Origin of the sequence: Vreelandella lutescens, from assembly GCF_014640815.1 — a bacterium.
Classification (GTDB): Bacteria; Pseudomonadota; Gammaproteobacteria; order Pseudomonadales; family Halomonadaceae; genus Vreelandella; species Vreelandella lutescens.
Genome location: NZ_BMHM01000002.1, coordinates 63,316 through 85,396, shown reverse-complemented (window position 1 = coordinate 85,396; position 22,081 = coordinate 63,316). Strand labels below are relative to the sequence as shown.

Genomic DNA, 22,081 nt, shown 5'->3' with positions numbered 1-22,081 from the left:
AAAACAATCTCTTAAGCACCCTTTCCCACACCCGCATCAAAACAGGCTTATGAGCTGGGAATACGAAGCACCTGCCCCACACGAATGACATCTCCATTCAGGTCGTTCGCTTGCTTTAGCTGATTAACCGGCACACCGTGGCGAATGGCAATCGCCGACAGCGTATCACCCGACTGAATGCGATACTCGTTGCCAGTAGGGCGACGCTGATTATCACGCTGCCAAGCCAACAGGCTGGCCGGAGGCGGGTTACGCTGAAAATGATCACGCAGGCCATTAAAAATCGCCGTCGAAAGGCCTTGCTGATGCACCGGATCACGCAGTCGCCGCTCCTCATCCGGGTTAGAGATAAAACCAACTTCAATCAGCAACGAAGGAATATCCGGCGACTTCAGCACCATAAAGCCCGCTTGCTCTACACGCGACTTATGCAAACGATTCACACGCCCCAGCTGTTCTAGCACCTGCCCACCAATAGACAGCGAGTCGTTGAGCGTCGCGGTCATGGTGAGATCCAACAGCACGCCGCGCAGTACCTGATCTTTATCGCGCAGCGACAGGCTGCCATCGACACCACCAATCAAGTCTGAACGGTTTTCGCTATCCGCAAGCCACTGAGCAGTCTCGGACGTTGCCCCTCGCTGGGAAAGCGCATAGACCGAGCTACCCTGTGGCCTAGGACTAGTAAACGCATCCGCATGCACCGATACAAAAAAGTCAGCTTTCTGTTCCCGGGCAAGCTGAGTACGTTGGCGCAACCCTAAATAGTAGTCACCATCACGAATTAAGACGGCTTTAAACCCTTGTGTGCGATTGACATCAGACGCAAGCCGCCGGGCAATTTCCAGCACGACATCTTTTTCCCGAGTACCGGCAGGGCCAATGGCACCGGGGTCTTCACCACCATGGCCGGCGTCGATCGCAATGATAATGTCCCGCTGGGGGTGCGGCTGGGCAGGTTGCACCTCCACAGGCGGCTGCGCGGGCGTGGGTGAAGGCGCAGCGGCATCCACACCTGGCAGCTGGGCTTGCGCGGAACGCTGAGCCATCATCTCCTGATCACGAATCATGGCTTCGATGGGGTCGATGGGATTCTCTACCGCGCTCTCGCCGGGGTACTCTAAATCCACCACCAAACGATGGCCGTACTGGTCATTAGGAGGAAGCGTAAAATGGCGCGGTTCAATATCACGGTTTAGCTCAAGCACTACACGCAAACCTCCACCGTCACGCACACCCGTACGTACCGCGGAAATCGCGCTGCCATCTAACGGCAACGTGGTGACATCGGTATTGAGCTGACTCTCGTCAAGATCAATCACTAGCCGTGCAGGGTTTTCCAATGAAAACACGCTGGCATCGGCCGCCGCCGTTAGATCAAACACTAAACGGGCATGATCAGGTGCTGCCCAGAGCCGTATACTTTCAACAGCGGCTGCCTGCAGGGTGGAGGTGCTTGCTAGCAACACCACACAGCCCGTCGCTAATCGGCCTATCATACGGATCAGTGGGTTTTTCATATCCATTGAATCACACCACACTCCCGTTGGTTATCCATACACTGATTGTCCAGTTGCTCTAATACACGCTGACCGTGCTGACTATTCGCCGTTAGCAGCGCCGCTCGACCCCGCTCGGTCACGCTCAGCTGAATCCTCAGATCAGGGGCAGGTAGCCATCCCTCTCCCCTGCTTGGCCACTCAATTAAGCACAGTGCGTTGTCCGCCAAGACATCACGTCCGCCGATAAATTCCAGCTCTTCTGGATCAGCCAAGCGATAAAGATCAAGGTGATAAATACGCAAATCGCCAAGTTCATAGGGCTCAACCAGCGTATAGGTGGGGCTTTTCACCGCACCTTGATAACCGTAAGCGCGTAAAATGCCGCGCGTTAACGTGGTTTTACCTGCCCCTAAATCACCTTCTAAATAAACGCGCCCGTGGCCTTTTAACGCTTGGCCCAACGCCTTACCAAAGGCAACGTGGGCCACTTCATCGTTCAGTTGCACCTGCATGTTGGCCGCCTTCACGGGTTAATTAACACTCGTGCATAGGATGCCAGATCGCTTGCTAACAGGCCACGCTCTCCCTCTGTTTTAGCGGCCTCATCACCTGCTAGGGCATGCAGCATCACGCCAAGCCATGCGCTCTGCTCCAGATGACGACACTGAGCCACTAACGCGCCTAGCAGGCCGCTCAGCACATCGCCCATGCCGCCGCTGGCCATTCCTGGATTTCCGTAGGGGCACACCACCACCCCACTCGGCCCGGCCACCAAGCTCCCAGCGCCTTTTAAAATCACAATACCACCACGCGCACGCTGTAATGCGCGGGCGGCGGCCGGTCGATCAGCTTGAACATCGGCAATAGAACACCCCAGGAGCCTTGCTGCTTCACCAGGGTGAGGCGTTAGAATCCAATCGTCTCGGCGCAGCTCAGGCCAGCGGCTCGCCAATAAGTTAAGCGCATCGGCATCCACTACTAACGGGGTGGCTGCTTGCAGCGCGCTTTGCAGCATCGCCTGCCCCCATGCCTCTTGCCCCAACCCTGGGCCGATCACCACCACATCTGCTGACGCAGGCAAATCTGCCGCATCAGCACCGCCACGCACTGCCCGTGCCATTACCTCTGGGCAGCGCACCAGGCTTGCCGTGATATGATCTTGTGCCGTGGCCAGCGTTACTTTACCGGCACCTAACCGCGCAGCTGCCTGAGAAGCCAGCAGTGCCGCGCCGCCAAAGCCTGGCGCGCCACCCATCACCAGCACATGCCCCATGCTGCCTTTATGACTCGTGCGCGAGCGTGGGGTAAACGCCTCACCCAGCAATGAATCATCCAACCGCCATGCGGTAGGTGGTATATCAAAGAACGCTTGGGCTTTTACACCCAACGGTCGAAAATCGATATCGCCGGTGTACGCCGGGGCATCCCCAGTGTGCAAACCAATTTTGTCACCTATAAACGTGACGGTGCAGGTGGCTTCCACCGCCGTCCCCAGCACCGCACCCGTGTCTGCTGAAATGCCTGACGGAATGTCTAGCGCCAGCACAGGCTGCAATGAGGCGTTCATTGTCAGAATGGCCTGCTTGATATTGCCCTCCACCTCGCCAGATAGGCCAGTGCCGAGCAACGCATCGACAATCACTTCGCCAACCAGCGTGGTGTGCGGTTGCCACTCCTCAAACCCCACCCCTGCGGCCGTCGCCAACTCAGCAGCGCGAGCTACATCTCCCGAGAGCGTGTCTAACGGTTTAAGCGAGAGCCGCTGAACTTTTAGCCCAGACTGCATGGCCAGCGCTGCTAACACATGACCGTCGCCACCGTTGTTACCACCGCCACACAGCACCGTCACGCTACGTGCTTGGGGCCAGCGAGAGCGGAAGCTGTGCCAAGCGCTGGAAGCAGCACGCTGCATCAGGGCAAAGCTTTCTATCCCGCCTGCAATGGTGCGACGATCCAGCTCACGCACTTGGGCAGCCTTGTACAGGGGGCGTAACGACGAGGTACTCAACGTAGACACGATCTCTCCTTAATAGGGTGCTAAATCAACGCCTAAGCGTAGCGCCTTGGAGCATAACGCCACACAGCATGTTGCCACAGTGACTAATGCGTTAGCATAGCGTGCTTAACGCGCCACCGTTGACTGACAATGCCAAGTTCCACGACTTTTTCACCGTCTCGTGAACACCTGACTCTCAAACAGCTCTCTCAAGAACAGCTTTACCAGCTTGCCGCACTGATTAAACAGTGGGGGCGCGAGCTGGGCTTTCAGCAGGTCGGGATTACCGACACGCAATTAGCAGATCACGAAACTCACTTAAACCGCTGGCTCGAACAAGGCCACCACGGTGAAATGAGTTTTATGGCCAAACATGGCACCAAACGCACCCGCCCTGACGAGTTAGAGCCTGGTACCCAGCGGGTCATTAGCGTGCGTATGGACTACTTACCAGCCGAGGTGGAAAGCACCAAGGTGCTTGGGCAACCTAGCCGCGCCTATATCTCTCGCTACGCATTGGGCCGTGATTATCATAAGTTAATGCGTAAACGCTTAGCACAGCTCGCCAAGCAAATAGAGCAGGAGGTCGGGGGCTTTGGCTTTCGCGCTTTTGTCGACTCAGCACCGGTCATGGAGCGAGCCCTGGCCCAAAAGGCCGGGTTAGGTTGGTTCGGTAAAAACGCCATGCTGCTGAATCCCAAGGCAGGTTCACTGTTCTTTCTTGGGGAGCTGTATACCGACCTGCCACTGCCAGTGGATGTCCCTTTCGAACAGGAGCACTGCGGCAGCTGTAGTGCCTGCCGCACCGCGTGCCCCACCGGTGCCATTGTGGACGATAAAGTCGTTGATTCGCGCAGGTGCGTGTCCTACCTCACCATTGAGCTGCACGGCGCCATTCCCGTGGAGTACCGCCGCGCCATGGGCAATCGCGTGTATGGCTGTGATGATTGCCAGCTTGTCTGTCCGTTCACCCGCTTCACCAAAACCACTCAAGAAGAAGATTTCACCCCGCGCCACGATCTGGACCGCGCCTCATTAATTCAGCTGTTTAGCTGGGGTGAAGAGGAGTTTTTAGCGAAAACCGCCGGCAGCCCCATTCGCCGCATTGGCTATGAGCGCTGGCTGCGCAATCTGGCCGTTGGCCTAGGCAATGCTCCATGGAGCAACGCCGTTGAGGCCGCGCTATGGGCACGCCGTGCCTACCCCAGCCCTCTAGTGCGCGAACACGTCGCCTGGGCGCTTGAGGAACAGCGCCACAAGCGAGATGCGCGCATCGCAACGCGCGCTTGAGCACTACTCCGCGTCGCTGCTGCTACCGTCTATACGCAAAAACGTGCTGCGGTAGTGAGCCAGTTCTGCGATGGACTCTTTAATATCATCCATGGCTAAGTGAGCGTTCTGCTTTTTAAAACCGACTAAAGCGCTAGGATTCCAGCGCTTAGCCAGCTCTTTTACCGTAGAGACATCTAGATTGCGGTAGTGGAAAAATGCCCAAAGCTCGGGCATCTCCCGCTCTAAAAAGCGTCGATCCTGGTGGATACTGTTCCCGCACATAGGCGATGACCCCGCCACGACATATTGACGCAAAAAATCCAGCGTTTGTCGCTCGGCTTCCTGGGTCTCCACCGTACTGGCTTTTACGCGCGCCACTAGCCCAGACTCACCGTGGGTTTTCTGGTTCCAATCGTCCATACCCGCCAGCAGGCTATCGGGCTGTTTGACAGCAATCACCGGCCCTTCCGCTACCACGTTCAGCTGGGCGTCGGTAATTAAGGTCGCCACTTCAATAATGCGCTCTTTATCAGGCTCTAAGCCGGTCATCTCTAAATCGATCCACACCAACAGGTCACTGCGCGGCGCGCCGTTTTGCTCACTCATTACATATATTCCTTGGCCAGTGTCGCCTTAAAAACGGCGAATTGAGTAAAAGTGTCGCTTATATTGCCCTAACCCGCACCCCATACAGGACAGTAAGCCGCCCAGGTGGGTACAATGCCACTATTGTACCGAGCATCAGGTGGTCATGAGCAAACGTAAATTAAGTCGCCAGCAGCAGTGGCGCGTCGAAAAAATCCAAGCCGAACGCGCTCAGCGTGCTGAAAAGCGCGATGTGCAGGATGCCGAAAAGCTCTCTGCGGGTGAATACGGCCCCGAGCAGCCAGGCCGTGTCATGGCACACTTTGGCCGCACGCTGGAAGTTCGCGACGCCGACGGCACGCCTGTACGCTGCCACCTGCGGGCCAACTTGGATGGTTTGGTGACCGGCGACAGGGTAATCTGGCGCGCAGGCCAGGATGGCTCTGGCGTAGTGGTTGCCCGCGAAGAGCGGGACAGTATCCTGAAACGCCCTGACCCACGAGGCCAACTCAAACCTGTAGCTGCCAATATTGATCAGTTATTAATTGTGTTTGCCGTTGAACCAGCACCTCATCCCAACCTGATTGACCGCTACTTGGTCGCTGCAGAAGCCACTGGCATTGCGCCGGTACTGGTGCTGAACAAAACTGATTTGCTGCCAGAAGATGGTGGCGAGCTGGGACAGCTGCTTGAGCGCTATCGCGCGCTTGGCTACCCGGTGGTGCGTACCACCACGGCCAATCCAGAGGGGCTAGACGCCCTGCGCCAGCAGCTAGAGGGTCGCACTTCCGTCTTTGTAGGCCAAAGCGGCGTGGGTAAATCATCGCTGATTGACCTGCTACTGCCAGATGAAACCCTGCGAATTGGCGCGCTATCGGAAGATTCCCGCAAAGGCACGCATACCACGACCACGGCGCGGCTTTACGCTATGCGTAGTGACGAGGTGAGTAACGGCGAGCTAATCGATTCCCCAGGGATTCGTGAATTTGGCCTGATTCATTTAGATGAAAAGGAAGTGACCGATGGATTCATCGAGTTTCACCCCTATTTGGGCCACTGCCGCTTTCGGGACTGTCGACACCGCAACGAACCGGGCTGTGCTTTACTGGATGCTGTAGAGGCAGGCAAGATTCACCCTGCACGGTTTGCCAGCTACCGACGCATTCTCGATAGTTTGAGCACGTCATAAGAGTTTGAATTCGTTACAACACCGGCTTTACAGCCGTCACTCTATTTGCTGTTGTCTTAATGTAAAAGATAGGGAGCAGGACATGAGCACCGCCAGTCACTCATCGGAACACAATGTACTGCCATTCATCGTGGAACCAGAGCAGTTGCAGGAACACCTGAAGGACCCTCAGCTTCTCATTATCGACGTGCCGGTAAACGGTGATAGCTATCGTCAGGGCCACGTTCCTGGAGCGATTTATCTGGATTTTCGCTACCTGATGCGCGGCGAGGGCCCGGTGCCCAATGATGTCCCTTCTGTTGAATTTCTTTCCCAACTGTTCAGTGCACTCGGCCTAACCCGCGATACACACGTGGTGGCCTACGATGACGAAGGCGGCGGCTGGGCCGCACGACTGCTCTGGACACTAGATCTCATCGGCCATACCCGCTACTCCTACTTAAATGGCGGCATCCACGCCTGGCGCGATGCAGGCATGGAAGAGAGCACTGAGCTGACCGCCCCAACGCCGAGCGAGTACCACGCCGAGATTCTTAATCCCAACGCCGCAATTACCTGCGATGAGATTAAAGAGAAACTCAACGACAGGCAGTTTGCGATTTGGGATGCCCGCTCTAAAGCAGAGTATGACGGTGAGCGTGGCAACAACAAGCACCTTGGTCATATCCCTGGGGCCGTTAATATGGATTGGTTAGATGCCATGGACCGTAGCCGAGCGCTGCGTATCCGTGACTACGCCGAGCTAATGACCGAACTTGGCGCGCTAGGGCTCACGCCCGACATGGAAATCGCCACTCATTGCCAAAGCCACCACCGCAGCAGCTTTACCTGGCTAGTGGGCAAAGCGCTAGGCTTTAACATGCGCGGCTATGCGGGCTCCTGGGGTGAATGGGGCAACCGCGACGATACACCCATCGAGAAATGAAGATATTACTGTGACTCTTTCCCAAAAAGCCTTTTCGCTACTTCAATACCCGCTGCCTCACCATGCCCTATCACGGCTGACGGGGCAGTTTGCCCAGTGTGATAACACCTGGGTGAAAAACACGCTGATTAACGCATTTATCAAGCGTTTCAAGGTGGATATGAGCCAAGCGCTGGAGCCAGACCCCACCGCTTACGCCACGTTCAACGACTTTTTTACTCGCGCACTGAAAGCCGATGCTCGCCCTCTCGGGGAGGGCTTGCTTAGCCCTGCCGATGGCACGCTCTCACAATTTGGCCGCTTAACCGCAGGCAACCTTGTACAGGCTAAAGGCCATACCTACTCAGCAGAAACTCTGTTAGGCGGAGATAAAGCGCTGGCGGACGAGTTCACCAACGGCAGTTTTGCGACGGTGTATCTATCGCCTAGGGATTATCACCGGGTGCACATGCCGGTAACCGGCACGCTAAGAGAAATGATCTACGTGCCAGGGCGGCTTTTTTCCGTCAACCAAGCCACTGCCAACTACGTACCCGGTTTATTCGCCCGTAATGAGCGTCTCGTGTGTATCTTTGATACCGAGCACGGCCCAATGGCGATGGTGTTGGTCGGTGCGATGATTGTCGCCGCCATCGAAACCGTTTGGGCAGGACAGGTAACACCACTTTCTGGCCACCCTCAGCGCATGCGCTTTGGGCAGCCGGTTGTGCTTGAGAAAGGTGCCGAAATGGGGCGTTTTAAACTCGGCTCTACCGTAGTGATGTGCTTCGCCCATCCTGTTCATTTTGACAACCACCCTCTAGGGGCGAGCGTCCAAATGGGGCAAACACTCGCCGCGCCTGCCGGCTAGCAATTAGCGGTTGAAAATGCCAGCACCTCTTCCAAGCGCGATTTGCCTAATGCCCGTTGGATCAACCGGTCCATGCCAAGCGCAACGCCGGAAGAGGCTGGCATCCCCTGCTCCAACGCCGCCAGCAACTGCGTATCAACATCCACCTCCGGCAGCCCTAATCGGCGGCGTTCAGCGTTGTCATCATCAAAGCGCTGCCGCTGCTCCTGCGCATTCGTTAACTCATCGTAGCCGTTTGCCAACTCAATGCCGTTGAGATAAAGCTCAAAGCGCGAGGCGACCCATTCACCATCAGCATCTTGGTGCCGCTTGGCTAACGCTGCTTGGCTCGCTGGATAGTCCACGACCACGCTGAGTTCCTGCTGGCCCAGGTGGGGCTCAATCACCATTCCCATCAATAAATCCAGGCAGGTATCGCGCCCCTCATCGGACAGCGCTTGCGCAGGCATACTGCCACGCTCGGCTGCCAAGCTACGCAGCACATCCAATGATGTGGTGAAAGGGTCCACCTCAAGGTGTGTATGGAACAACTCACGGTAACGGTAATGCACGACGGGACCCGGCGAGCGCGGCAACACATGCTCTACCAACGCGGTGGTTTCCTCCACCATTTGCGCCAACGAAAACCCTGGGCGATACCACTCCAGCATGGTGAACTCGATATTGTGTCGAGACCCTACCTCACCATCCCGAAAACTTTTGGCTAATTGAAAAATGGGCCCACTATCCGCCGCCAGAAGCCGTTTCATATGAAACTCGGGCGACGTTTGCAGCCACAGCTTGCGCTGGCCTTTATCAGTACGTGCCAGGGTCGACAGCGACACTAAATGCACATCGGTACTACCACCCTGACCTAACACTGGCGTTTCCACTTCCCATATGTCCCGCGCCGCAAAAAAATCGCGCACCGTTGCGATCAAACGTGCACGCTCGCGCAGGGTAGCCATAGATGCTGCTGGCTGCCAGTTCATTGTCATTCCCTTCTCCCTAACAACATAAAGCCACGCGTCAGTATCGCGTGGCTTTATGAATGAAATGCTTAAGCGACGAAATTCGCTTTTATCACCGGGCGTTTAAGCGCGTGATACGTACTCACCAGAACGCGTATCCACTTTCAGCACTTCACCTTGGTTGATAAAGAGCGGCACACGCACTACGGCACCAGAGGACAACGTAGCCGGCTTAGAACCACCCTGGGCCGTATCGCCTTTCAGGCCGGGGTCAGTTTCCACTACCTCAAGCTCGATAAAGTTGGGCGGCGTTACAGAAATGGCCTTATCGTTCCATAAGGTCAGAATGTAAGGCACCTGCTCTTTCAGCCACTTCACGGTATCGCCAAGTGCTTTTTTCTCGACGGCATACTGCTCAAACGAGCCGTCGGTCTTCATGAAGTGCCACATGTCACCGTCGGTATAGAGATACTCCATCTCCAAATCCATGACATCCGCGCCTTCCAGCGAATCACCCGATTTGAACGTCTTCTCGCCCACACGACCGGTCATCAGGTTGCGCAGCTTCACACGGTTGAACGCTTGGCCCTTGCCCGGTTTGACCAATTCGTTCTCAACGATCGAACAGGGGTCGCCGTCGAGCATTACTTTCAAACCTGCTTTGAATTCGTTGGTAGAATAGTTCGCCATAATGCCTCTCAATGGTCTGTTTCAATTGTCTATGTCGTACGTGCGGCGATCCGCCAGACACTTACGTCACCGTCAGTTGCGTCATTGCGAATAGCAACGCCGCTAAGTGCGCGCATGATAACCCGAAGGAGGGCTTTTTGCAGGAGAACATCATTATCGCTGGTCACCCCGCACCTGCCCAGGTTTCAACCTCCTGGCAGCAGCAGCTTTCTCAAGCGATTCGTGATCCCGACACGCTCTGCCAACGCCTTGGTTTAGGCGCCCAATGGCTGCCCGGCGCACAAGCAGGCCATCGCCTGTTCGATATTTGCGTGCCCGACGCTTACCTTACCCGTATTAAGCCTAACGACCCCAATGACCCGCTACTGCGTCAAGTACTGCCCATAGGCGATGAAACACTGGCCTCACCCGGCTACGTCACCGACCCACTAGAAGAAGCGGACCACCGCCCTATCAAAGGGCTGATCCATAAATACGCCAACCGGGTGCTGCTCATCGCCAGCCCTGCCTGTGCGATCAACTGCCGCTACTGCTTTCGTCGCCATTTTCCGTACAGCGAGCACTCGCCCTCACGAGCGCAGTGGCAAGAAGCCCTGGCGTATATCCGCCAAGATACGTCGATCCATGAAGCGATTCTCTCCGGCGGCGACCCGCTTGCCGCCAGCGACCGTCAGTTGGCTTGGCTGACTGAGCAGTTAGCGAGCATCCCGCACCTGAAACGGCTGCGCATTCACACCCGCTTACCAGTGGTCATTCCGGATCGCGTGGATGATGCTTTGCTGGCGTGGCTAAGCGCAACGCGTCTGCAAACCGTCATGGTGCTGCATATTAATCACGCCAACGAAATCGACCAAACGGTGGTGGATGCCTGTACGCGGCTAAAGCAAAAAGGCGTGACGCTGCTCAATCAAAGCGTCCTGCTGAAAGGGGTTAACGACAGCGTGCCCACCCTCGCAGCCCTCTCGGAACGACTATTTGAAGCGGGCATACTGCCTTACTACCTGCATGTATTCGACCCCGTACAAGGGGCTGCCCATTTCGACATTCCCGACGCCGAGGCAAAAGCTCTGGTAACACAGCTGCTAGAACACTTACCCGGTTTCTTAATGCCTCGGCTGGTCAGAGAGATACCCGGCAAAGCCAGTAAGACGCCGTTATGAAGTGGTCTTATCCATTAAATGTTACATGTCGGTACCGCAATCACAATCACGCAACACCGTGGCGACTTATGGGTAAGCACTACCTGTAACATTGATACACGCGGCCCATGTGTAAGGTTTCATAGGCACATGGGCCTATTTAGCCAAGCTCTTTCGCCTGCTCGTTGGTGCGTTTCATCATCGAACGGTTCGCGGCCCTAAAACACACTCTCATCAGTGGCATCAGTAGCCACAGCAGTGGTGTCAGTAGCCAGCGATAGATAAAGCGTGTAATGAACAGTACCGGCAGTAGCACAATTAGCCATATAAGAAACTGGCCCAACCACACCGGCCAGCCTAGCCATTGAGACAGATTGGCTCCTAGCGCACTGACCAAACTCGGATGGCGAATGACCACATAGGCAGTGCCCGCTACCGCTGCAACTTTGGCCATGCGCGGCAGCGTGGCGAAACGCCCGCCACTCGCTAACACCCCTTGGCGCAATCCAGTGCGAGCGCCCTGCGCTTCGATGCTGCCTACCCGAGCAGTACGGGCGGCCCTTCCAGCCCGCAACACCTTGACGGTGCTGGCCATCACCAGTATATCGACACCGGCCCAGCCTAAATCGGCTGCGCCAATGGCGTCGCCACGCCGCCACTGGCTTTCCAGGTCGCGTAGCCCACTGGTAAAGAAATCGCCTACGCCTGCGACTAAGCGCTCACCCTGTAACCACTCGACGTCGCCTTGATCACTCATCACAAACTGATTGAGCAGCGCATGGCCGTTGGCATCCAGTAGTGCAATGCCCATCTGACCACGTCGAAAAGGGGTTAACTCTGCGATGGCCGCCTCTACGTCGGCTTCACCCAACTCATCATTATCCGATGGGGCATCGCTCCACCAGCGGCTCACTTGCTGATAGCGCTCGCCAATCCAGTGCTGTGCACGCAGCGTGGTAACGTCATGATCGCGGAAATAGCTCACAGGCAGCACCGCATCTGCGCCGAAGCGCACCAGCACCTGCTGGAATTGAGGCGATAACCCATAGTCGAGAAGCGTGCTTCGAGCGGTATCACCGTGGCGTAATATCGCCAACGAGGCGCTCATCCATAGCGCTTGATCCGACGCGTAGTGAAGGAACAGTGCGTTGATCTCAGCAGATTCTTCTTGAAGCGTGGGGCCAAGAGCGGGCAGTGCCCGCTCTACTTCCAAGCGTACGAACGCCTCTTCAAACGGCTTTTGGGAAGCCGTCACCGTGAGCAGCCCGGCCATCACTATGGCGACTAACGCGATGCACTGCCAGGGCCGTATTATCATTTACCCCAACGACTCCGCCGTCACATTCGCGGCCGCAGGCTGAGTCGAATGGTGGCGATTGATGGCGCTTAGCACGCCTTTCATAGAGGCGCTGGTGATGCTTTCATCGGTACCGACACCAAACACCGCCTTGCCATCGATACGTACTTCGACATAGGCAATGGCCTCAGCATCCGCCCCTTGCCCGCGGGAGTGTTCGTGGTAGTCGATAATCTCAACATCTTGGCCGCTCGCCACCAGCGCTTTAATAAACGCTGCCAGCGGACCATTGCCCTCGCCAGTCAGGGTCTGCCGCTGGCCTTTGATGTCGACAATCGCTTCCAACGTCACTTTGGGGCTATCCGGTTCAGAAGAGAGGCGGTGGTTCACCAGTCCCAGCGGTGAGCGCTGCTCTAAATACTCATCGGCAAAGGCTTGGTAGATCATCTGAGAAGTGATCTCTTTACCGGTGCGGTCAGCGACTTCTTGCACCACTTGGCTAAACTCAATCGAGAGCCTGCGCGGCAGTTCAATACCGTGCTCTTGCTCCAGTAAGTAGGAGATACCGCCCTTTCCAGACTGGCTATTAACGCGAATAACCGCCTCATAGCTACGCCCTACATCCAGCGGGTCAATCGGCAGATAAGGTACATCCCAGATGGCGTCGGGGTGAGCACGGCGATCCGCCATGCCTTTCTTGATGGCGTCCTGATGAGAGCCTGAGAACGCGGTAAAGACCAAATCGCCCACATAGGGGTGGCGCGGATGAACGGGCAGCTGATTGCAGTACTCCGCCTCGCGCATAATCGGGGTGATATTGGAAAAATCGAGCTGGGGGTTCACCCCTTGGGTATACATATTCATCGCCAACGTGACGATATCCACGTTGCCGGTACGCTCGCCGTTACCAAATAGCGTGCCTTCCACGCGATCCGCGCCCGCCATCAGCGTAAGCTCGGCAGCCGCCACGCCAGTGCCACGATCATTATGAGGGTGAACACTCACAATTAACGTGTCGCGCTTTTTCACATGACGACAGAACCACTCAATCTGATCGGCGTAATTGTTGGGCGTGGCCACTTCTACAGTGGCTGGCAGGTTAACAATCATTTTGTTGTCAACGCTGGGGCCAAAGGTATCCATCACCGCCTCAACGATCTCCACCGCGAAGTCCATCTCCGTGGTGGTGAATAGTTCCGGTGAGTACTGGAAGGTCCAGTTCGTTTCAGGGTTGGCCGCCATCAAATCGCGAATCTGCGCGGTGGCATCGATGGCAATTTGGATACACTCGGTTTTATCGACGCTAAACACCACCCGGCGAAACATCGGGTCGGTGGCGTTATAGACGTGAACAATGGCGTTTTTGACGCCCTTTAGGGCTTCAAAGGTGCGCTCAATCAGGTGCGGACGCGCTTGGGTCAGCACTTGAATGGTCACATCGTCGGGGATCTTCTCTTGCTCAATCAACGAGCGGACAAAGTCAAAATCGGTCTGCGATGCGGAGGGAAAGCCCACCTCGATCTCTTTAAAGCCGATCTTGAGCAGCATGTCGAACAGCCGCTGCTTACGCTCCTGATCCATCGGGTCAATCAGCGACTGGTTGCCATCGCGCAAGTCAACGCTGCACCAGATAGGCGCCGTCTCGATGCGCTTGCTTGGCCACTGGCGGTCGGGTAGATCAACGGCCACAAAAGGGCGGTACTTTTTGGCAGGATCAGTCAACATCATGGCGGCTCTCCTAAAATCAGTCAGTTGTGGGCTTGTCGCTGTGCTTACCGCCCGCGTCATTCTGGTGTGTTGGGGCTGTCGAGTATGCTTGAGAGAGCGCTGACTCCATGCGGTCAAGCTGCTCTTTCAGGCCGCGAACATCGTTGCGTAGCGACTGCAGCTCGGCTTCTTCGCCTTCGCCATTGTCCAGCGCCATCTGCGCACTCTCTTTCTGCATCACGTCCAGCACAATACCGATCATCATATTGAGAAAGATAAAGGCGTTCAAAAAGATGAAGGTTAAAAAGTAGATCCAGGCGTAAGGGTAAACATCCATCGCTGGATACAGCACAGCAGTGGCCCAACTCTCAAACGTCGCCACCTGAAATAACGTGAGCATAGCGAGAGAAATATTCCCCCACAGGCCTTCGTCGACATTGTGGAATAGAAAGCTGCCAATGGCGGCGTAGATGTAGAAGATGATAAACATCAACAGCACCACGTAGCCCATCCGTGGCACCGACTTCACCAGAGCACTAAGCAGCATCTGTAGCTCTGGGATCATTGAGACTAAGCGCAACACGCGGAAAATGCGCAGTAGCCGCGCCAGCAGCACCATCTCCGAATCATCCATAGGAATCAGGCTGGCGGTCACAATTAAGAAGTCAAAAACATTCCAGCCCTTCTTAAAAAAGCTGACTAAAGTGCGCTCGGCTGCCATCCTGATCAGAATCTCGACCAGAAAGAAGACCGTGACCGCCACATCAAGGTAGAGCAACCACTGTTCTACACGGGAGGTTTCTTCGTAAGTTTTCGCGCCAATGACCAGCGCGGAGATAACGATAATGGAGATTACCAGCCCCTCAAAAAGCTTGTTACTACGCAGCTTCTCAAAACGGGCTTGCCAGGTATTGAAGGGTTCACTCATGGAACAAGGAGTCTCTAAGCGGTTAACGACGACACTTTATACTAAAATCACTTACCTTCCATACAAGTGATATCCTGTTGTTTCACTTGATGTATCTTCGCCTCCAGGGCAACGCCTGTTGCTCTGGCGATTTTATTGATTTTTGCGCTGGACGACCTCATGACACTGCTGTGGATAGCCTTACTGCCTTTGTTGGGCGTACTGGTGCCGGCACTAACTGCCCAACGCGGCCGCACTTGGTGTTCGCTCGCAACGGGCATTCTGCCAGCAACAGCGCTTCTGCTCACGCTGCTGCAAATACCTGCCCTGCTTGAAGGAGAGGCACTGCGGTTTACTGCTGCCTGGATGCCTGCACTCGGCCTGGAGTTAGCGTTTCGCCTTGATGGCCTATCGCTGCTGTTTAATCTGCTGATTCTCGGCATTGGGCTATTGATTCTATTGTATGCCCATTTTTATCTTGCTAGCGATGAGCCTTTCGGACGTTTTTACGCCTTCTTGATGCTGTTTATGGCTTCGATGGTCGGCATTTCGATGTCTGACAACCTTATTCTACTATGGCTATTTTGGGAGCTCACCAGCCTTTCTTCTTTCCTACTGATTGGTTTTTGGTCCTATCGCAGCGATGCCCGTAAAGGCGCACGCATGGCGCTGACGGTGACAGGCGCGGGTGGGCTTGCGCTGCTGGCTGGCCTGCTGCTGCTTGGCGATATGGCCGGTAGCTACCGGATGGATGATGTGCTGGCCAGCGGTGCCACCATTGTTGCAGACCCACTCTACCCGCTGATGCTAGGGCTTGTGCTACTGGGGGCGTTCACCAAGTCCGCCCAGTTCCCGTTCCAGTTCTGGCTACCCCACGCCATGGCGGCCCCCACGCCCGTCTCTGCCTACCTACACTCAGCCACCATGGTCAAAGCAGGCATTTTCCTGATGGCACGCCTGCATCCCGCCATTGCCGATAGTGCGCTATGGAGCGTCGTCGTGCCGCTCGTGGGTACCATCACATTACTTTATGGTGCTTGGTTTGCGCTGCTTAAAACCGACCTAAAAGGCATCTTAGCGTTCTCAACCGTCAGCCACCTAGGCTTGATCACCGTTCTGCTCGGCATTGGTAGCCCCATGGCCGTGCTGGCAGCGCTGTTCCATATCTTGAATCACGCGGCCTTCAAAGCAGCGCTGTTTATGAGCGCGGGCATTATCGACCATGAAACCGGCACCCGGGAGCTGAAGCAGCTTGGCGGGCTCAGAAGGGCGATGCCGGTAACCGCGCTGCTCACCACCTTGGCAGCCGCCGCCATGGCGGGGGTTCCGCTGTTTAACGGCTTTCTCTCGAAAGAGATGTTTTTCACCGAAACTTTGGCAACTCCGGTACTCGGTGGCCTCAGCTGGCTACTGCCAGCCTTGGCAACGCTGGGCGGCATTCTTTCTGTGGCGTACTCGCTGCGCTTAGTACATGCAGTGTTCTACAAGCCCGCTCGGGAGCAAACGCCTAAAACTCCTCATGAACCACCGCATCTTATGCGCGTACCCGTTGAACTGCTGGTGGCGATATGTGTACTGGTGGGTTTATTCCCCGCTTTTTTTGCGACGGGTATTTTGGAGTTAGCAACGCAAGCCGTACTCAATGAACCGCTGTCGTTCCATTTAGCCATTTGGCACGGTGTTAACCTGCCGCTGATGATGAGCTTATTGGCCTTTGTGGCAGGTATCGTCATTTACTGGCGTCATGGCGATCTGCGCCACTTTGTGCAGCCCTTTGCCAGCGTGGATGCGCGCCGCGTCTTTGAACGGCTGGTCATTGCCGTGGGCTACCGAGCCGAGCAGATCATCACCAAACTGGAAGGTAACTCGCTACAGCGTTATATGGGTTGGCTCATAGGGGCAGCACTGGTGATGGGGCTTATTGGCCTGGCGGGCATCCATGAGTTAACTGGTAGCAAAGGCAATCAGCCGATTGATGGCGTGGTGCTGTTGGGCGCAGGCATGCTGATTTTTGGTGGTATTGCCACCGCCGCCACTCATCGCTACCGCTTGATTTCGCTACTCATGCTGTCAGTGGTCGGGCTATTTGTAGCGCTAACCTTTGCCCGTTTTTCGGCACCAGACCTAGCGCTCACCCAGCTATCGGTGGAAGTCGTCACCATGATTCTGCTGATGCTGGCACTGTTCTTCTTACCACAAAGAACGCCTAAGGAGTCCAGCCCGCTGCGCAACATACGCGATATTCTGTTAGCGCTGGCACTAGGACTTGTCGTGGCTAGCTTAAACTACGCCGTTATGACCCGTGAGACGCTGTCCATCTCCAGTTTCTTTGTGGAAAACAGCAAGCCAGGCGGGGGTGGTTATAACGTGGTCAACGTGATTCTGGTCGACTTCCGTGGCTTCGATACCCTAGGCGAAATTACCGTATTGGCCATTGCAGGCCTCGCTATCTTTAAGTTGCTTAACCGCTTGCGTCTGTTTATGCCCCATAGCGACGGCGAAGGGCGCGTATGGTCGCCGGACCGCTACCCGGCCATCCTGACCTCTATCTCGATGACGCTGCTGCCGCTGGCGCTACTAGTCTCGGCATTTATCTTCCTACGGGGCCATAACCAGCCCGGCGGCGGCTTTATTGCTGGCTTGATCACCGCCGTTGCGCTGATTTTGCTGTATATGGCACGGGGCGTTGAGTGGGCGCAAGCTCGCCTGAACTTCCCCTTCCAGCCGGTGGCCGTGGTCGGTGTGGCCATTGCCACCCTCACTGGGCTTGGCAGTTGGCTGTTGGGGTACCCCTTCCTGACGTCGTCGTTTGGTTATTTCAGTCTGCCGCTGATTGGCACCTTCGAGCTTGCCACGGCGCTGCTATTTGATTTGGGTGTATATCTCGCGGTGGTGGGTGCCACGCTGATGATTCTGGCCAATCTGGGCAAAGTCACCACGCCTCATCGGCCGGTGACTGACCCGAAAGCACCAGATACCCACGACACGACGAATGAAAAGGAATCCCTCTAATGGAACTGCTCTATGCCATTACCACGGGTGTCTTAACCGCATGTGGGCTTTACCTAACGTTGCGGGGAAGAACCTTCCCGGTCGTTGTCGGCCTTACGCTGCTCTCTTATGCCGTCAACCTGTTCCTGTTTTCCATGGGCGGGCTGACCACCGACGGTGCGGCGCTTGTGAATGAGGGTACCCAGTATGCCGACCCGCTCCCCCAGGCACTGGTACTTACCGCCATTGTTATCGGCTTTGCCATGACGGCGTTCGTGGTCATTCTCGCTATGCGAGCGCGCAGCGAAGTAGGCAACGATCACGTGGACGGTAAAAAGGAAGACCGAGAATGATTCAGCATCTGATTGTACTGCCCGTGGTCCTGCCACTGGTCGCGGGTATTTTGCTGCTCTACCAGCGCCAGGGGTTAGTGCGCTACAAGCGTATTGTGAGCGTGGTGGCCAGCCTTTTGCTGCTGCTCGTGTCGATTGCCCTGGTGCGCCAAGCCGCCAGCGGTGAGATTACCTACTATGCTCTGGGCGACTGGCAGCCGCCGTTCGGGGTCGTGCTGGTGTTAGACCGCCTCTCTGCTCTAATGGTGTTGATCACCTCCATTCTCGCCATTGGTGCCGTTGTGTTTGCCTGCGGCGGCGACGACGAGAAAGGCAGTAACTTTCATGGCCTTTTTCAGTGGCAGCTGCTGGGTATTAACGGGGCGTTTTTGACCGGCGACCTGTTTAACCTGTTTGTCTTCTTTGAAGTGTTGCTGTTGGCCTCTTATGCACTGCTACTGCACGGTGGCGGTAAGGCGCGCATTCAGGCAAGCGTTCACTATGTGGTGCTCAACCTGGCGGGCTCGTCGCTCTTTTTGATTGCGGTGGGCATTCTGTATGGTGCCACCGGCACGCTCAATATGGCGGATATGGGCTATAAGCTGGCCAGCCTACCCGCCGAGCGCGAAGGCTTAGTGACCGCAGGTGCACTGATGCTACTGGTGGTATTTGGCCTCAAAGCGGCTATTTTACCCCTCTACTTCTGGCTGCCCCGTGCCTATGCGGCAGCGCCTGCCCCAGTTGCCGCGCTGTTTGCGATTATGACCAAGGTGGGCGTCTACGCCATTTTGCGCGTCTATTCGCTGATTTTTGGCGAGCAGGCAGGTAGCCTTGTGGCGCTGGAGCAACCCTGGGTGTGGTGGCTATCGCTAGCCACGCTGGCAGCGGCAGGCGTGGGAGTGATGGCCGCGCGTGATTTGCGCCTACTGGTGGCTTACCTCGTGCTTATTTCGGTCGGCACGCTGCTAGCGGGCGTGGGGATGCGCTCTGTTGACGCCACCTCTGCCCTTCTTTATTACCTCATCCATACCACGCTGGTCACCGGCGGTCTGTTCCTGCTGGCGGAAATGATTGGCCTCCAGCGCGGCAAGCCTGGCACACGCATTGTCAAAGGGCGGCCGCTGGTGCAGGGCAACGCCCTGGCGATTACCTTTTTCATCGGTGCGATTGCTGTGGTGGGCATGCCACCGCTTTCAGGTGCGTTAGGTAAAGCAATGGTATTGGTAGCGGCTGAAGGCACACAGCGGTTGTGGCTATGGCCGCTGCTCCTGCTGGCAAGTCTTGCTTCACTCATTGCACTCTCCCGTGCGGGTTCTACGCTGTTTTGGCGCAGCCACCGGGGTAGCCCAAGCGGCAGCCCGCTATCTCGCTATCAGTGGTTTGGCATGCTCTGGCTATTAAGCGCTGCCCCGCTGCTGGTGGTTTTTGCTGGGCCGGTAAGTAGCTATACTCAAGCCACCGGCGAGCAGCTTGCCAACCCACAGCTGCTCATTGAAACGTTATTGCCTGATGCAGGAGAGACACCATGATGGCCCCTCGCAAATGGCTGCCCACCCCGGTTCTTTCACTACTGCTGCTGTTAGTGTGGCTACTGCTGGTACGCAGCTACGCCTTTGGCCAGTTCGTGCTGGGTGGTGCGCTGGCGATTTTGATTCCGTTATTAACCCACCGTTTTTGGGATGCCCGGCCACGTATCAGCAAACCCATGATGCTGCTGCGCTTTGGCCTTCGAGTCTTAGGCGATATCGTGACCGCTAACTTTGAGGTGGCCTATCTGATTGCGAACCCCTGGCGCAACCTAAAGCCCCGCTTCATCGAGTACCCGCTCATGTTGGAAGAGCGCTTTACCATTACGTTACTCGCCAGCACGATCAGCCTGACACCCGGCACCGTGTCGGCCAATCTACGAATGGACGGCAAATCGCTGCTCATCCATGCGTTGAATGTAGATGATGAACAAGCACTGATTGAGCAAATACGCGAACGCTACGAACGGCCGCTCAAGGAGATTTACGAATGCTAAGTATTGCGCTCTACATCACCTTAGCGCTGGTGGTCATGGCCCTGCTGATGAACCTTTATCGGCTCACCGTAGGCCCCGACCTCCCTGATCGGGTGCTGGCGTTGGACACTATGTACGTGAACTCCATCGCGCTGATTGTGCTGCTTGGCTTATGGCTCAACAGCAAGACCTACTTTGAGTCGGCGCTGCTGATTGCCATGCTTGGCTTTATCAGTACGGTTGCCGTGTGCAAGTACATTTTACGCGGGGATATCATCGAATGAGCCCGTTTAATGATGAGGTGCGTTTATGCCATTCTTAGTTGAAGCGCTGATTTCACTGCTGTTGCTGGCGGGAGGCGTGTTTGTGTTTATTGGTTCGCTGGGCATGGCGCACCTACGTGATTTCTACATGCGCTTACACGGCCCCACCAAAGCCACCACATTGGGCATCGGATGCATGCTGATTGCCTCTATGGGGTATTTTTGGAGCGTCGATGGCAAGCCGGATATTCAAGAACTGCTGATTACGCTGTTCCTGTTTATAACCGCCCCGGTAAGCGCCCATTTATTGGCCAAAACAGGCCTGCACATGCGGCTAAAGCACACCGAAAAAACCCAGGGCAAGCCAGTCGAGCTGCGCTCTGAAGAAGTGGGTGAAAAGCCGGTGCTTCACCCGGATAAAGGGCACGGCTAAGCCCTCTGCTTTTTTCACTTTCAGCGCTGGCAACCGCCAGCGCTTTTTATTGGCCGCCCCACTAAATCGTTGACAACGCACCAAAAGCGTTCAGTCCAATGTCTGACCAGCGCTCAAGAGAAAGTAGTGGCGAATGCCACTTTCCGGTAAGCTCTTGCCGATTGATTGTTTGTGGTGAGGTACATTATGTGGAGCCTACTCAGGCTATCTGCGCTTTCGCTATCTGCCTTAGTGCTTGCAGGCTGCTCCGACCCAAAAGTCGACACCAGCTCCATGCCTGCGGCAGTGGTCTCGATAGAGAAAGTGCGCGAGTCGCTGCCCACCTATAAGCGCGACGAATTTGATACCGCGTTAAAGATTATTGCCATGTCCTCGTTTAGCGGCATCGACCTGTTTAATCCGCAACGTATGAATGCCGCTGAGATTGCTGAATCTGCCAATGCCTATATGCATGGCCTCACGGGTGATGAAATCATTGAGCGCGCCGATCAGATGCTGCGCCAACGCCGTGCCCGAGAGCGTGAACAGGCGTTGCGCACGCTTAACCGGCTGGAAGCCAAACAGGCGAGCGCGCAGCGCGCCCAGGAACATTTAGCCCGACTCAGCGTTGATAGCGCGCGCTATTACATCAGCACCAGCCCCTATGGTGCGCTGGAGCCGGTCATTGAACTAACGGTCACTAATGGCTCAGACCAAGCCGTTTCAGAACTCATGCTGCGTGGGTTACTAGAAAGTCCAAACCGAGAAATAGCCTGGGTAGATGAAACGTTCTATTACGTGATTGCCGGTGGTTTAGCGCCCGGTGAAACCGCCACTTGGAGCTTGGCACCCAACCGCTTTGGCCCTTGGGGAAATGATCAAATCCCACGCGGTGCCGAGCTATCGCTCACTCTATTGGGGGCGAATGATACCGAGGGTGAGCCGCTGTGGAGTGCACCAGCACTTACCGAGAGTGAAGCAGCGCGGCTTGAAACGCTACGTACCGAATATAGCGGCATACGGCCACAAACAGCTGAGACCGATTAACGAAAACGGCGGTGCGAAGCACCGC

Annotated in this window: 21 protein-coding genes; 12 read left to right on the top strand and 9 right to left on the bottom strand. The window is 55.9% G+C overall.

What is annotated here, in order from left to right:
• Positions 1–47: 47 nt before the first annotated feature.
• Genes IEW65_RS04655 through IEW65_RS04645 form a run of 3 tightly spaced genes read right to left on the bottom strand, consistent with a single transcriptional unit; the run spans position 48 to position 3,519 of the window.
• The gene (locus IEW65_RS04655; RefSeq protein ID WP_188638346.1) at positions 48–1,526 is read right to left on the bottom strand and encodes an N-acetylmuramoyl-L-alanine amidase; all 1,479 of its coding nucleotides are present in this window, start codon (positions 1,524–1,526) and stop codon (positions 48–50) included.
• The gene (gene tsaE, locus IEW65_RS04650) at positions 1,517–2,014 is read right to left on the bottom strand and encodes a tRNA (adenosine(37)-N6)-threonylcarbamoyltransferase complex ATPase subunit type 1 TsaE (protein ID WP_188638345.1); all 498 of its coding nucleotides are present in this window, start codon (positions 2,012–2,014) and stop codon (positions 1,517–1,519) included. The genes IEW65_RS04655 and tsaE overlap by 10 nt, the downstream gene beginning before the upstream one ends.
• An 11-nt stretch (positions 2,015–2,025) precedes the next feature.
• Positions 2,026–3,519, bottom strand: coding sequence for an NAD(P)H-hydrate dehydratase (locus IEW65_RS04645; protein ID WP_188638344.1), 1,494 nt, complete (start codon positions 3,517–3,519; stop codon positions 2,026–2,028).
• 129 nt (positions 3,520–3,648) lie between these two features.
• Between IEW65_RS04645 and queG the strand changes: the two genes are divergently transcribed.
• The gene (gene queG / locus IEW65_RS04640) at positions 3,649–4,788 is read left to right on the top strand and encodes a tRNA epoxyqueuosine(34) reductase QueG (RefSeq protein ID WP_188638343.1); all 1,140 of its coding nucleotides are present in this window, start codon (positions 3,649–3,651) and stop codon (positions 4,786–4,788) included.
• A 3-nt stretch (positions 4,789–4,791) separates the two neighbouring features.
• On the opposite strand, the gene orn is transcribed toward queG, so the two are convergent.
• Complete coding sequence (gene orn, locus IEW65_RS04635) at positions 4,792–5,376, bottom strand: oligoribonuclease (protein WP_188638342.1); 585 nt, start codon at positions 5,374–5,376, stop codon at positions 4,792–4,794.
• Between the two features lie 145 nt (positions 5,377–5,521).
• On the opposite strand from orn, the gene rsgA reads away from it, so the two are divergent.
• The 3 genes from rsgA to asd all read left to right on the top strand — a co-directional run bounded on the left by rsgA (position 5,522) and on the right by asd (position 8,319).
• Positions 5,522–6,544, top strand: a complete 1,023-nt coding sequence (rsgA, locus tag IEW65_RS04630) for a small ribosomal subunit biogenesis GTPase RsgA (protein ID WP_188638341.1) — start codon at positions 5,522–5,524, stop codon at positions 6,542–6,544.
• A gap of 82 nt (positions 6,545–6,626) precedes the next feature.
• Positions 6,627–7,469, top strand: coding sequence for a sulfurtransferase (locus IEW65_RS04625; RefSeq protein WP_188638340.1), 843 nt, complete (start codon positions 6,627–6,629; stop codon positions 7,467–7,469).
• 10 nt (positions 7,470–7,479) lie between these two features.
• The gene (gene asd, locus IEW65_RS04620; RefSeq protein WP_188638339.1) at positions 7,480–8,319 is read left to right on the top strand and encodes an archaetidylserine decarboxylase; all 840 of its coding nucleotides are present in this window, start codon (positions 7,480–7,482) and stop codon (positions 8,317–8,319) included.
• Here asd and epmA read toward each other — a convergent pair.
• Both epmA and efp read right to left on the bottom strand, forming a co-directional pair.
• Complete coding sequence (gene epmA, locus IEW65_RS04615) at positions 8,316–9,296, bottom strand: EF-P lysine aminoacylase EpmA (RefSeq protein ID WP_188638338.1); 981 nt, start codon at positions 9,294–9,296, stop codon at positions 8,316–8,318. The two genes, asd and epmA, sit on opposite strands and share 4 nt — an antisense overlap.
• Before the next feature lie 96 nt (positions 9,297–9,392).
• Positions 9,393–9,959, bottom strand: a complete 567-nt coding sequence (efp, locus tag IEW65_RS04610; RefSeq protein ID WP_188638337.1) for an elongation factor P — start codon at positions 9,957–9,959, stop codon at positions 9,393–9,395.
• A gap of 137 nt (positions 9,960–10,096) precedes the next feature.
• Between efp and epmB the strand changes: the two genes are divergently transcribed.
• Positions 10,097–11,119: an EF-P beta-lysylation protein EpmB gene (epmB, locus tag IEW65_RS04605; protein WP_188638336.1), complete on the top strand. Its 1,023-nt coding sequence runs from the start codon at positions 10,097–10,099 to the stop codon at positions 11,117–11,119.
• 139 nt (positions 11,120–11,258) lie between these two features.
• On the opposite strand, the gene IEW65_RS04600 is transcribed toward epmB, so the two are convergent.
• The 3 genes from IEW65_RS04600 to IEW65_RS04590 are packed head-to-tail and all read right to left on the bottom strand — an operon-like array spanning position 11,259 to position 15,030.
• Complete coding sequence (locus IEW65_RS04600; protein ID WP_188638866.1) at positions 11,259–12,410, bottom strand: hypothetical protein; 1,152 nt, start codon at positions 12,408–12,410, stop codon at positions 11,259–11,261.
• 6 nt (positions 12,411–12,416) lie between these two features.
• A complete protein-coding gene (leuA, locus tag IEW65_RS04595) occupies positions 12,417–14,123 on the bottom strand; it encodes a 2-isopropylmalate synthase (protein ID WP_188638335.1) in 1,707 nt (568 codons plus the stop codon).
• 16 nt (positions 14,124–14,139) lie between these two features.
• Positions 14,140–15,030: an ion transporter gene (locus IEW65_RS04590; RefSeq protein ID WP_188638334.1), complete on the bottom strand. Its 891-nt coding sequence runs from the start codon at positions 15,028–15,030 to the stop codon at positions 14,140–14,142.
• Positions 15,031–15,189: 159 nt separating this feature from the next.
• On the opposite strand from IEW65_RS04590, the gene IEW65_RS04585 reads away from it, so the two are divergent.
• From IEW65_RS04585 to IEW65_RS04555, 7 genes are all read left to right on the top strand, one after another.
• Positions 15,190–18,021, top strand: a complete 2,832-nt coding sequence (locus IEW65_RS04585) for a monovalent cation/H+ antiporter subunit A (RefSeq protein WP_188638333.1) — start codon at positions 15,190–15,192, stop codon at positions 18,019–18,021.
• Positions 18,021–18,353, top strand: coding sequence for a Na+/H+ antiporter subunit C (locus IEW65_RS04580; protein WP_188638332.1), 333 nt, complete (start codon positions 18,021–18,023; stop codon positions 18,351–18,353). Before IEW65_RS04585 ends, IEW65_RS04580 begins: the two co-directional genes overlap by 1 nt.
• Positions 18,350–19,861 (top strand): monovalent cation/H+ antiporter subunit D, encoded by a 1,512-nt coding sequence (locus IEW65_RS04575; protein WP_188638331.1) that lies wholly within the window; start codon positions 18,350–18,352, stop codon positions 19,859–19,861. Before IEW65_RS04580 ends, IEW65_RS04575 begins: the two co-directional genes overlap by 4 nt.
• Complete coding sequence (locus tag IEW65_RS04570; protein ID WP_188638330.1) at positions 19,858–20,355, top strand: Na+/H+ antiporter subunit E; 498 nt, start codon at positions 19,858–19,860, stop codon at positions 20,353–20,355. The genes IEW65_RS04575 and IEW65_RS04570 overlap by 4 nt, the downstream gene beginning before the upstream one ends.
• A complete protein-coding gene (locus IEW65_RS04565; protein ID WP_044629074.1) occupies positions 20,349–20,618 on the top strand; it encodes a K+/H+ antiporter subunit F in 270 nt (89 codons plus the stop codon). The genes IEW65_RS04570 and IEW65_RS04565 overlap by 7 nt, the downstream gene beginning before the upstream one ends.
• A 25-nt stretch (positions 20,619–20,643) precedes the next feature.
• Positions 20,644–21,030, top strand: coding sequence for a Na+/H+ antiporter subunit G (locus IEW65_RS04560; protein WP_188638329.1), 387 nt, complete (start codon positions 20,644–20,646; stop codon positions 21,028–21,030).
• A gap of 186 nt (positions 21,031–21,216) precedes the next feature.
• Positions 21,217–22,056 carry a DUF6694 family lipoprotein gene (locus IEW65_RS04555; protein ID WP_308421444.1) on the top strand — a complete coding sequence of 280 codons (840 nt, stop codon included), beginning with the start codon at positions 21,217–21,219 and terminating at the stop codon, positions 22,054–22,056.
• Positions 22,057–22,081: the final 25 nt, after the last annotated feature.